We start from the raw sequence: 12,340 nt of genomic DNA, 5'->3' as shown, positions 1-12,340 counted from the left end.
TTTGTTGTACTTCTTTTGGACACTGGTATTTTTCGGCCCCTCAGGGGGGGGGGGCAGGGCTTCGGGGTCAGGTGGCATAGAGCCAAGGGGAACTCATGGCTGATCGTAACGTAGGCGGGCGTATCGTCAGCAAGTCTGAGGCAGGCACTCAAGCGGCTGCAGAAATCGAGCGACGTGAAGCAGAAGAGCGAGAAAGACAAAGGCGAGCAACGGAGGAAAGATTCAGCCAAGCCATAAGCTCAGGGGCGAGCATTGGGTCTGGACAGCAAGGTGCAAGAAGTAGATCACCAGGAAAATCAAAGAAAAATAAGCGTGAAAAAGCAAAGTGGCGCCATTCAGGAACTAGCTCGCCGAAAGTATGGAGCACCGGGTGGGCTGTGTTGGGGGCGATGGTTGGCGCTATTGGGGCATTCACCCAGTTTGATGCCGAAAGCCGTTGGGCTGCCACCGCTATTGCAGCCGTGGTTGTTGGTGGCGTTGCGGGAAGGTTTTATAAAATCATCATCGGCATTGGGGTGATAGCAGGTGCACTGTTTTTATTCTCGGTGTTCTATAGCTCAGATAAATCTACTGATAATGCGGTGGGAACAACAAAACCCAGCACCGATGAGATCGCCAACCCGCCTCAATCTATGGCAAATGCTGCAATAGATACGAAGTTATTCGAAGAATGGGAGAAGGCGGAGCAACTCGAAAAGGCCAGGGACCAAGCGAGAACCTCGCCGTACCCACCAGCCCCCAATACGACAGGTGTGATGTTCCAGCATGAGGAATTTGACATTTTTGTCAACAGGTTGCCCCCTTTTCAAGCGTACATATTCCATGGAAAAGTCATCGATCACGACTCGATCTCACATCTAGAATATCATTATCAGTATAATTGGGTGGCTGTTGTACTCAAGAATGGCCAGAGTTTAGACTTGGGTGCACATGTTCAATGGTTGGTTCGCCCCTACTGGCGTTTAGCGGAAGAAATTCACATTGTTCGCACGGAAGATGGTAACTCAGTAGAGGGCACGACTGTACCACTCAAAAAAATGGGTGAGGCCATCTAGCAGGGCCAGGCTCAGCATGCTTGGCTCAAGAACAATATTGTTATCAGTCAATCGCTTCATGTCACCCACGACTGAATCGCCCCGGATATTCTAAACACCTCCAGACCTTATACTAAAGGCGTCCACGACATTGAGCTCCCGGAAGCGCTTCGCTTCATCCACAATCAGGCTAACGTACTTGCTGCGCCAGTTGTAAGGTGCTGGAAATGCCCGGCCTGCGGCAGGGGACGTCCACCTTTCGCCTAGTTCATGTTTTACTGATAACTCTCATTACTAATCCTTTAGTATGGCATTTATTTTTTATAGCGTGATGTACGTTAATAAATATTAATCTTAAATATAAATTATTAAATATAGTTATATTTTAATTAAACATTAACTGACGCTGATGAATCAACCTGTAGCCAGTTCCGCAGGCAACCTTGCTACGCACGAATTTAACAAAATGATAGCGCTAATTTGCTGCCCTTATTCCTGGACACTACACTTCTTTTTGCGAGCTTAATTGCTACGCAATAGCTACTGGTCAATTACTTACTATTGGCTTTTGATTCATAATCATATGTTAATTATTGTGTTATTAAACACAATAATACCGTAGATATTGGATGAGCTACCTGTAAAACAAGGAGTTTTTATGAAGGATTATAAATTGTTAAAGAAGCTGAGCATAAGCCTTACAAGTCTTGGCGTAGCCAGCACGTTTATTCTCGTTTCTGCAGCCCAGGCCCAATCAGATGTAGCCAGCAGGGCCGACGCCGAGTTTCAGGAATTAGATCAGAACGCTGATCAAGTGCTGGATTGGAATGAACTCAGCCCGCGCCTCGAGGAATCCCAAGTACAGGCTGGGCGCGAGGAGATTCTAGGTGACTATGATCAGGATAATGATCAGGCGTTGAATCAAGAGGAATATCAGCGGCTTTTGGTCTTCATTACTGAGCAAGAGCGTGATGGAGAAGGGGAAGTCCTTGTTCAGGCTCAGCAACCTCGGGTATCCGTGGATAGCGAACCGCCGAAGGTAAACGTAGACCCCGCAGAGCCAGAGGTTTCGGTGCAACAGGTCTCGCCAAAGGTAACAGTGGAGCCAGCCGGTCCAGACGTGACAGTCGACCAGAAACGACCAACCGTCATCGTTAGACAGCCTCGTCCTGAGATTACGGTAAACATACCCAAGCCGGAAGTAGAGGTGATTCTACGTGATCCCGATGTGGACGTAGAGGCGGGACGCCCTGATGTCTCAGTTGAGCTACAGCAGCCTCGTGTCAATGTGAGCCAAGGGCAGCCTGAGGTTGACGTCCAGCGCTCCGAACCGAACGTGGCCGTACAGCCTGCAAAACCGCGCGTTGTGGTTGATGAAGAAGGCGAGGCTCAGGTATCAGTACAGGATGAAGGACAAGCCCAGGTACAGGTAGAAGAGGCACAAGCGGATGTCCAGGTAGCCAACAACGCTGAGCCTAATGTTGAGGTGGAATCCGCTGACGGTGCTCGGGTTCGTATTACTCAAGCACAGCAACAAGCGCTGGATAAAGTGCAAGTGGATACAATCATGGATTCGATGATCTTGAATCAAGAAGGTGATGAGCTTGGCTCTGTTGCCCTAATCGTGGTTGAACGTAGCACAAACAACCCTGGCTTCGTTATCGAATCTGATGAAAGGCGCGTAGTAATACCGCTTAGTGAAGTCAGAGTTAATGATGACGACCAGCTTGTTTGGGGATCAAATAATACACTGGAGCAAATGTCAGATTATCAAGCTCAGAATTATGTAGAAGTTCCTTCACAGGATGTCGACACCCTGGGTCAGTTAAGAACAGCTCAACAATAATTCATCGCTATAGGCCAAGGTATTCCCCCTTCAAAGGTGCTGCAACAGAAGCCTTTGGGGGGCTTGCTACTAACGGCTCGCTGCTAACAAATAGTAAGTGAATCGTTCTTTATTTGTGCGGGCAAGCCAGCTGCTAACGATTTACGACCTTGCATCCAAGACACGACAGTCAAGCTGGGTGAGACAATAAAAGGAAGCCAATATGACGGATCATAAGCTATCAAGACAACTTAGAATGGCGACGATGGGAGCTGCTAGCGCTTTATTGCTAGCGCCATTGGCGAATGCGCAATCGGAGGACACCGATAACGCCAAGGTCACGATTGAATCTTCTGAGCCACAAGTCACGGTTCAAGAAGCCGAGCCTGAGGTGACCGTCGACGACTCGGCTCCCGACGTGACAGTCACTGATGAACAGGAAGATCCCGAAGTCGTCGTTGAACAATCCGAGCCTAACGTTAATGTAAACATGCCGGAGCCGGGCGTAGAAATCATAGAAGCTGAATCCGCGGACGATGACGAGGATTCGCAAGCTAGCGTAGCTGAACAGGATGCAGATGCTCAGGAAGAGCAGCCGTCCGAAGCCCAAGCAGAGCAGCAAGACGAGGCCCAAGCAGAGCAGCAAGACGAAGCCCAAGTAGAGCAGCAAGACGAAGCCCAAGTAGAGCAGCCGTCCGAAGCCCAAGTAGAGCAGCAAGACGAAGCCCAAGTAGAGCAGGAGCAGCCTGAGGAAGTCGCTACCCAAGAGCCATCACAGCCTGAACCGCCGGAACTAAGTCCCTTGGACAAAATGCGTGTTGCAGAACTTGAAGAGGAGACTGTTTATAACACCGACAATGAAGAGCTTGGCTCTATTGAAAAGGTAGTAATGGCCAAAGATGGTAGCAATGCGGGTGTCGTCATCAGTATGGGGGGCTTATGGGGATTTTTTGAAAGTCAGGTCCTGATTCCCTTCAGCGAGCTGGAACTTACCGGTGATCAACTTGTATGGCAAACAAATAAAACCACGGATGAAATGGAGGACGCTGGTTACAAGGAAGATAATTACACTGACGTTTCCGCCATCGAGTACGAGCAGGTAAACGATTTAAGAAATTCTCAGTAAGAGATCGTCACATAGCTGGAGGAGACACTCTACGATGAGTCTTCTCCAGGTTGAGAGCGGTTTGGCTGGCATGAAGGGCAACATCCGAGGCTATATTATTGCCACGCCGTTGCATCCAGGACATCACGATCCAGCAAAGCGCCGCCCAGTTTGCTCCGGCCCTCCAGCCCATCGGTTGGCCTATGAACACCGAGATAGATGTGGCTTATGCCCACTAGCAGGGACAGCAATATCGCCAGTATTCAAAACTGCAACTGCACGATGTTAATGAGCATGGTAAGAGTTTTCTCTAATTAAAATTTACTAGCCAATGCCGCGAGGCGGGTAATTCTTATCCTGGATAATTTCGATCCCCTTCTTGATCATTTCCAAATCGGGACGACAGAAAGGCGCGCTAGCAATTTCCGCGAAATGCAATCCACCATCAGGGCGAATGAAAAACAGTCCCGGTTCTGCAAAAGGGTTATCGGTCTCCGCACTATCCAAGGGGGTGGAGATATACAGCCCTAGCTCTCGTGCCTGATCGGTACTCAGGCCATAAGCGACGTCGAAACCCAAGCCAACTTCATCGGCGAATTTTTTGGCTTTTTCTTCAGGGTCGGTAGAGACGGCAACGATCTGTACGTTCATTTTGTCAAAATCTGCTTTCATATCATTGACTTGGCCAAGATATTTTTTGCAGATAGGGCAATGAAGACCCCGGTACATAACCAGCATTTGCCATTGACCCTGCGGCGGCTGGCCGAGCGTCAACGTCTCTCCACTAAGTGTGTTCAAGGATATGACCGGGAATGCTGCGTCAATTTTAGCGTGTGTAGCCATGCTTTGACTCCGTTTCCGGGCGGCACTTATACATTGTTTGTAAAAGGACCGGTGAGTGGACATCTCAAGCCTAGGAAAAATATGCTTCCTATACAAACTGTATGGTGAGTACCGTGTTATTCATCGAAACATTAACTACCTGGCCCGCACTCCATGCAGAGGTCAACGTTGGTATCGGTCTTTATAATCTTTAAGTGCAAGTCCCTGAGAACGGTCCGCAAACCTTCCTTAATCACCGGGTGATAAAAAGGCATCGTCAACATGGTTGCAACAGTCCTGCGCTGCTGCGCGGCCCAGGCCAGCAGGGGGCCTAAATGTTCAGCGGCGGGTCCAAACATTTCTGCGCCTACAAACAAGCCGCTGTTACGTTCTGCATAAACTTTCAATATTCCCTGATTTTTTCCTATTATCTTGCTTCGTCCCTGATCTTCAAACGAGCTTTTGCCCGTAACATAATGCTCACGATCGGCTGCCGACATGCGGCCAACGGATAGCCCCACGGATACCGACGCTGAATCGTTCATGAAAACGCACATGGAACCCTGGTGCGTGATGTGCAGGTGGAGCTGGTGCCTTGTCACGGCATGAAGCATCGAGATAACACGCTTAGTGCCAAACGGTTCGCACACCATTGCAGGGGCTTTTTTGTTGTTTAAAGATTTTGTCTCGCACTTTACATTGGTTTTTTTTGAGAAGTGCGCAACGGTGTTGGATCCTTCACCTTTATCTCCCCTTAGTAGCGATAGACCAGTGCACAGTGTGTAAAAATGCCCACCAAGTTGATCGAGCCTGAGACCATACTTCAAAACGTTGATTCTCATATTAGGCCGCAGCATGTAACACTGGTAAAAAGTGCTAAACAAGCCGGTAGGGCAACGGCAGGCAGCGTTAATTTAAGTGCCAAACGGGGGCAATAACACCCGGGGCAATTCATTCCGCGTTTGAGAGGCTTCATGTTCTTAAAACTTATGCTCTGGATTATTCGTGTACTGATACTCCTGTTGGTAGTGGTTAGCATACTTCCTGAGATGCCCAGCGGTCAGTGGTGGATCAGGCTTTGGGAATTTCCTCGCCTACAGTTGACCTTCGTGTTGGCTGTGGTGTTGTTGCTGTTGATTTTCCATGCCTGGCTGAAAAGACCACGAAAAGAACATGCGGTGTTATTAGTGTTGATACTTGCGTTGGCTGGGTGGCAACTGTCTCATATCGTACCGTTTACTGCGGTTTGGCCTAACGAAGTGCCAACCGCCGACGCTCAAACACTCGAGAACCAGTCAACTTTCAAAGTGCTAACCGCTAATGTTACCTATAAGAATGACAGCTACTCCGAAGTAGTCGAGTTGATCCAGCGAGAGGATCCTGACTTATTGCTGTTAATTGAAATCGATAGCGAGTGGGAAGAGGGGTTGGCCCCACTGAATGAACGCTACGAGTATCGCGTTGGTGAGGTGCGTGGGGAAGGGTTGGGTATCGTACTTTGGTCACGGTTTCCATTTTTAGAGCAGGAAGTCAAGTACCTCGTTTCCGAACGTCGGCCATCTCTCTTTGTGACTCTGGATATTCCCGGCATAGGCCCCATACGCTATGTCGGGACTCACCCAGTCCCGCCGGGCTTAAAAGACCGTATCACTCACAATGATGAAACCACTGAACGCCGAGACAGCCGGGTTCGCGACGCTGAATTGATGCTCGTTGCCCGCCATGTTCAACAAGATTCGGACAATCGCTGGATCGTTACGGGGGACTTCAATGACGTCGCTTGGTCCGATACTACCAAGCTTTTCGCCGATCTGAGCGATCTTAAAGATCCACGCCATGGCAGGCGACTGCTAAGTACTTATCACGCTGAGCGGCCATTTTGGCGCTATCCGATTGATCATTTATTTGTCTCTGACGGCTTTCATCTGGTCGATCTGGATCGAATTAGACTTAAGGGCTCAGACCACTTCGCTATTACCACGACGTTGACCGCCGCGAGAAAGGATCAAGCGCAGCCCGAGGCCTCTGAGGATGAACACCAAAAGGCTCAGGAGCTAGTCGAGGAAGGTACTGAAGACGCTAGTGAACATAATGTCAGCGATTGAGAAACAAAGGCTTATAGCTGTAACTGATCCAATAGGTTGATCCGGGTGGCCATAACATTGCCTGCGTAATCGAGTGGAGCAGCCACTTAAGGACTAGTGGTAGGCAGTGTTGACGAATTGGCGCAGCTGAGTGGTTCGAAAATGGTCATGCAGCTGGGTTGTTACGCAGGCTCAGTCAGTCTGGACCGCTTTCAATTCCTAATAATGATGCGCCAATTACGCTCCACGCCATACTTGAGTGCGGCAATTACTGGAACGTGACCTTCACTGAGCACCCAGTGCAGAGCTTGCAAACAAAATAAGTCTTCACTAATGATATGGCGTGATCGATAAATAACTCCTATGTTATTGGAAATACTAGGAGGTTGTAATGATGGAAGCACTAGCAAGAAAGCTGGGCCTTAAGACTGATCCCACTATTTTTTTTACATCTGCCGGGATCATGATCCTTTTCTTAGTGGTGCTTCTAATCGCACCAGAGGCAATAGGAGATGCCTTCGGGGCAGGGCGTGAATGGATTGTTACTAACCTTGGTTGGTTCTTTATTTTCGGGGTGTCGAGTTGGGTGGCGTTCCTGTTGTGGGCAGCACTCAGTCGGTATGGGGCGATCCGCTTAGGGGGGAATGACGCCAAGCCTGTCTATGACAACATTTCCTGGTTCACCATGCTCTTCGCTGGCGGTATCGGCACGGTGCTAATGTTCTGGGGCGTGGCGGAGCCTATTTCTCACTTTACAACGCCCCCCAGACCGGAGGTCGACCCCTTTAGTGTGGCAGCCGCCAAGGATGCCATGAGCTTTTCAATCTATCATCTGGGGCTGCATACCTGGGCGATCTTTACCCTGCCGGGACTCGCGTTTGCCTACTTTATTTATCGCTACGACCTGCCGATGCGTTTTAGCTCGGTTTTCTATCCGCTGTTAGGTGAGCGTATATATGGTCCTATCGGTAAAACGCTGGATGTCTTTGCCATTCTCGGCACGCTGTTTGGGGTGGCGGTTTCCCTTGGCCTGGGGACACAGCAGATCAATGCAGGGTTAACGGAGTTATTTGGTATCCCGGATTCAGTGGTTACCAAAGTCATCATCATCGCCGTACTGACGTCCGTCGCGGTAGGGTCGATCATCGCCGGTCTGGATTCAGGCATAAAACTGCTCTCCAATATCAATATTGGTATGGCCGTCGGCTTGTTGCTGTTTGTGCTTTTTACCGGGTCGACGGTGTTTCTGCTACGCGGCATGGTTGAGACGGTGGGGCTTTATATATCGAACCTGTTGCCGATGGCTTTTTGGAATGACACGCTCGCGATTTATGCCACTGAAGACGGTAGTTGGGGATGGCAGGGCGATTGGACAGTATTTTATTGGGCCTGGACCGTTAGCTGGTCACCTTTCATCGGGATATTTGTAGCACGGATTTCCCGCGGACGGACCATTCGTGAGTTTGTCATGGGGGTACTGTTTGCACCCGCCATCTTTACCCTGATTTGGTTTTCGATTTTTGGTTGGTCTGCCATGGAAATCGACGGTATTGGGGCCGATACTCGCGCAGCAATGGGCGCTCAGGCAGGGGTTCTATCGGATGCCGTAGGCGAAAGTATCCCTCTCGCGATGTTCGCCTTTTTCGATCACTTCCCGGGCGCGACATTAATCCAAGGCTTGGCCATTGTTATCGTAGCCATCTTCTTTGCCACGTCATCAGACTCCGCCTCACTGGTAGTCGATATGCTGTGTACCGGCAGTACGAACCCTGGTCCCTGGCATCAGCGCGTATTCTGGGGTGTCTCAGAGGGCATGCTGGCTGCCATGCTCATCATGCTGGCTGGTGATGCCGGGCTTACTGCCTTGCAAGAGGTGATTACCGTCGTAGGCCTGCCGATGTTTATATTGGTGTTCATCATGATGTTTGCCTTGTACCGTGGCCTTTCTCATGAGGATCTCAGCAAAGTGACGGTGGGTCATCCGCCTAAGTCGGAGGAGTTATCACCGGATGAATGATCGAACGCCTAAAAGCGATCAATGAGTAGTAAAAGGTAGTAATGAGTCGTCAGCTTGCGTCACGGTCCTTGGGTGATGGGGACTGTGTTGGCGATTGAAGCGATGACTTGCTGCCTTCCTGGAGGCGCTCAATGGATGTATTGCCCCGCTTGGCCAAGGCTGCCAGGCGGTCGATCTGCTCATCCAACTGGGGAAGGGCATTTTGGCGATAAGCCGAAAGGTCATTGATCGCACCCATCACTTCGTTGAAGGCTTCCTCAAGCACGTGCATGTCGAGCATCGCTGAGGAAGCTTTTTTTTGTATGTCCACGCCTTGCTGACGCAGCGCCTTGGCAGTCCCGCCAATCAGCTGTGAGGTGGTCGTGTTGAGTGCTTCGATACGGTCCAGCACCAACCGTTGGTTGGCCATGCCCATCGCCACGGTGACCGCGACCGTGAGGGCCGAGACCGTCACGTTAATGGCTCTATCAACACCGCGCATCAGCTCCCGGTTGTTGCGGATAATGACTTCCAGTGCAAGCACGCCTTGCTGACTTACCGCCAACTGCTGCTGAAGATCGACAATGCGTTGACGGAGGGGAAAGAGCAGTTCCTCTTCAAGAAAGTATCGCTGCGGATCATCAATGTCACGTTTGGCGATTTCGTCCTGCAGACGGCGGTCGATCAAGCGGCCCAGGGCAATTTGACGATTCAATTCGCCAAGAATGTTGGTCAAGGCTAGTTGGTCATCGTTCAGGGTGAGGTTGTCACGATGCAGAATGTCGCGCCCGCTTTCCAGATCCGCGATGATTGCGTCCAGTGCTTGCTGGGCATTCTCGAACTTACGAAAGTAGCGCTGCAGGCGGCTGTCGAGGCCGGGGATGAGGCTGAAAACGCGATCCAGTGCGGTGGGGGCCAGGCGATGCCGTGCAGGATCGAGCCCTTCCATGCGCCCGCGCAAATCGGTCAGCGCCTTGGCGACCGGTCCGCCCTCGTCACCCTGGTGGGCCAACTGGCGTAGTGGTGTTTCCAGCATGCTACTGCGATGGGCGGCTTGTTGCTGCAGTTCAAGCCCCATTTCGTCGATTGCACGGCGCTGTTGAGCTTTTGCTTCGTCATTATGCTGGGCAAGTATCTCTTCAATAAAGCGATCGGCCATCGACTCAAGCGCTGGGTCGCTGTCTTGGCTATCAGGATCGACCCCGCTGGCGCCTAGCTGATCGGCGATGTCGTTCACCGGCGGTAGGGAGAGGCGATGTTTGTCATCGGGTGGCGGCGTCATGGGCATCTCCTGAAGCAATAAAAAAGCGTGGGTTAATCCTTGCGAGCGTAGCGGTCAGCGCCTTCAACAAAGCGGCGTAGGTCGTCCAGTGCCTTCTCGGTGGTTACCGAGGCCTGTGGCCGCGCCGTCTCGATCTGTGCCATGGCCACCGACGTATCGTCGAGCACGGTCAGCGCTGATTCAATACGGGCGGAGAGGCTATTCAGCCGTTGTTCGGTCTCCACCAAAAGATCCAGACGCCGTACCAGGGCGGCGCGTTCTTCCTCGTTTAACCGTTTGTTCTCCTGAGACAGTCGACGACGCACATAATTTCCGTCCACGCTAATGACGCCTCGCGCCTGGGAGGCCATCGTGCCTAGCGTGTCCACCGCGCCAAGACAGACCTGCGTTACCAGACTGCGCGAGCGTTCAAAGGTAAGTTCTCCGGTATGGAAACGACTGCCCAGCACATCCACCACATGACGATAGCGGCTATAAAGGCGGTCTGCCTGGATCGCCAGATCGGGTCGTTGTACGTCAAGCAGGTTCTGCTTGGCTTTACACATGGCCAATACCAGATCATCTGCTCCCACGGGCGGGCGTGCCGGGTCAAGCACCGATACTCCCGGCTCATACGCCTTTTGCTCTTCCCTGGCGCGGCGCTTATTCAGCTCGGCGGCACTTTGCGCTTGCTGACGCCGCTGTCGGCGGCGCTCAAGCCAGCCGCGCAGCGTTCGCTCTAAAGGCAGCGCTACGGGAATCGCGACAATGCCCGCCAGCCAGCCAAACAGGCTGGGGCTGAAACCGCCCCAGAGTGAGGTCAGCCAAAGCAGCACACTCAACGAGGGTACTACCAGGCAATAGCGCAGGATCACCAGCAGGCGGCTGGGAGCCAACGCCGGGTGCGCCAAGGCGGGGTTGATGAGACCAACCAGCAGCCAGGGCAGACAGGTCATGAAAAGACCATAGGAAAATCCTTGCAGGAATCCCAACATCGATACGATTATCCTTCGTTCATTGAACGCAAACCCTGAGTGTAAAGTAACCAAGAGGGGACGCTAAGGATCAATTGTGCGCTTTGCTCGATTTTATCACGTTAGGCTAGTCTCGCTGTCTCACTACATTGGAGTGAGGCGTTGTTTCCGCAGAGGGTGGTGGAGGCTCTTGGCTAAATTGATGCGCGTTTAAAGGGATATCATCCAGAAACTCAATAGAGCGCACCGGCATGGCAAACTTGATATTACGCTTACCTAGCTCTTCCAGAAGCGTAAAATTGATGGCTTGTTGGATATCCATATAAAGATTGTAGTCGGGGCTCAACACGAAGTAGACCACCTCGTATTTCAGCGCGTGATCATCAAACATGAGTAAATGAGCACGATCAAAACGAGTATTGGCTACCTGCTCGATGGCCTGTTGAATAAGCGGCGGTATCTCGCGCGCTTGTTCTGCAGAGGTGCGGAACGAGATCGCCAGAGTGAACACGATACGCCGTTCATTCATCCGGCTGTAGTTATGAATCGTTTGTTGAAGCAGCTGTGTGTTCGAGCAAATAATTTGCTCTCCACTCAAGCTACGAATACGCGTGGTCTTTAAACCGATGTATTCAATGGTGCCGGCAATGTCATTGAAGACAATAAAGTGACCAGTCTTGAAGGGTTTATCTACCCCGATAGAGGCTGAGGCAAACAAGTCGCCGAGCAATGCCTGGACAGCAAGCGCGATGGCGATACCACCAATTCCCAAACTGGCGACAAAGGCGGTGATATTCACGCCCAGGTTTGCCAGCATCGAGAGCACCACAACGGCCCATAGCACGATGCGGAACATCAGCGAGACCATGGTCACGGTCAGTTGGTTATCTCGCCCCGCTTGATCCTGTATAACGCTCTCTTTCCAAAAAGCGATGGCGGCATCGACCCAAAGGCCAAACTGAAGGGGCGAGCACCAGGAACCATATATGACTGACCCTGGCATCCCAGGCGGGCCCCAGGTCTACAATCGCTAGACCAATTTGTAAGGCCATTGCCGCGATTAGCAAACGGCTCGTGTGTTTGAAAACTTCGGCGCTGTATTGGCTCCAGTGTCCTTTGCGTCTAGCTTGCCAGTTGAGGACCCGAGCAAGCACCGAATTCATCAATACCCGAAGCGCTACATAGCTGACAACAGCGATACCCACCACGACAACAAATTTCAGCAAGGCTGGCTGTGAG

10 protein-coding genes are annotated in these 12,340 nt (G+C 51.4%); 5 read left to right on the top strand and 5 right to left on the bottom strand.

The window, feature by feature from the left end; all coding sequences use genetic code 11:
• Positions 1–95: 95 nt before the first annotated feature.
• The 3 genes from ACFFLD_RS01140 (at position 96) to ACFFLD_RS01130 (ending at position 3,985) form a co-directional block, all read left to right on the top strand.
• Positions 96–1,055, top strand: a complete 960-nt coding sequence (locus ACFFLD_RS01140; protein ID WP_386040683.1) for a hypothetical protein — start codon at positions 96–98, stop codon at positions 1,053–1,055.
• Between the two features lie 637 nt (positions 1,056–1,692).
• Positions 1,693–2,880 carry a hypothetical protein gene (locus tag ACFFLD_RS01135; RefSeq protein WP_386040681.1) on the top strand — a complete coding sequence of 396 codons (1,188 nt, stop codon included), beginning with the start codon at positions 1,693–1,695 and terminating at the stop codon, positions 2,878–2,880.
• 202 nt (positions 2,881–3,082) lie between these two features.
• Positions 3,083–3,985 (top strand): PRC-barrel domain-containing protein, encoded by a 903-nt coding sequence (locus tag ACFFLD_RS01130; protein ID WP_386040679.1) that lies wholly within the window; start codon positions 3,083–3,085, stop codon positions 3,983–3,985.
• A 303-nt stretch (positions 3,986–4,288) separates the two neighbouring features.
• On the opposite strand, the gene ACFFLD_RS01125 is transcribed toward ACFFLD_RS01130, so the two are convergent.
• Positions 4,289–4,807 carry a peroxiredoxin-like family protein gene (locus tag ACFFLD_RS01125; protein ID WP_386040677.1) on the bottom strand — a complete coding sequence of 173 codons (519 nt, stop codon included), beginning with the start codon at positions 4,805–4,807 and terminating at the stop codon, positions 4,289–4,291.
• 131 nt (positions 4,808–4,938) lie between these two features.
• Positions 4,939–5,643 carry a hypothetical protein gene (locus ACFFLD_RS01120; protein WP_386040675.1) on the bottom strand — a complete coding sequence of 235 codons (705 nt, stop codon included), beginning with the start codon at positions 5,641–5,643 and terminating at the stop codon, positions 4,939–4,941.
• A 117-nt stretch (positions 5,644–5,760) separates the two neighbouring features.
• Between ACFFLD_RS01120 and ACFFLD_RS01115 the strand changes: the two genes are divergently transcribed.
• On the top strand, positions 5,761–6,891 hold the full coding sequence (locus tag ACFFLD_RS01115) for an endonuclease/exonuclease/phosphatase family protein (protein ID WP_386040673.1): 1,131 nt from the start codon (positions 5,761–5,763) through the stop codon (positions 6,889–6,891).
• 373 nt (positions 6,892–7,264) lie between these two features.
• A complete protein-coding gene (locus ACFFLD_RS01110) occupies positions 7,265–8,887 on the top strand; it encodes a BCCT family transporter (protein WP_386040877.1) in 1,623 nt (540 codons plus the stop codon).
• 49 nt (positions 8,888–8,936) lie between these two features.
• Here ACFFLD_RS01110 and ACFFLD_RS01105 read toward each other — a convergent pair whose 3' ends face one another.
• The 3 genes from ACFFLD_RS01105 to ACFFLD_RS01095 all read right to left on the bottom strand — a co-directional run bounded on the left by ACFFLD_RS01105 (position 8,937) and on the right by ACFFLD_RS01095 (position 12,104).
• Positions 8,937–10,148, bottom strand: coding sequence for a toxic anion resistance protein (locus ACFFLD_RS01105; RefSeq protein ID WP_386040671.1), 1,212 nt, complete (start codon positions 10,146–10,148; stop codon positions 8,937–8,939).
• A gap of 32 nt (positions 10,149–10,180) precedes the next feature.
• On the bottom strand, positions 10,181–11,122 hold the full coding sequence (locus ACFFLD_RS01100) for a cobyrinic acid a,c-diamide synthase (RefSeq protein WP_386040669.1): 942 nt from the start codon (positions 11,120–11,122) through the stop codon (positions 10,181–10,183).
• 106 nt (positions 11,123–11,228) lie between these two features.
• Positions 11,229–12,104, bottom strand: a complete 876-nt coding sequence (locus tag ACFFLD_RS01095; protein WP_386040667.1) for a mechanosensitive ion channel family protein — start codon at positions 12,102–12,104, stop codon at positions 11,229–11,231.
• Positions 12,105–12,340 lie beyond the last annotated feature (236 nt).

Source organism: Vreelandella sulfidaeris (assembly GCF_042429665.1).
Lineage (GTDB): Bacteria > Pseudomonadota > Gammaproteobacteria > Pseudomonadales > Halomonadaceae > Vreelandella.
Note: the sequence above shows the minus strand (reverse complement) of the source record. Positions and strands in the feature narration are given on the sequence as shown.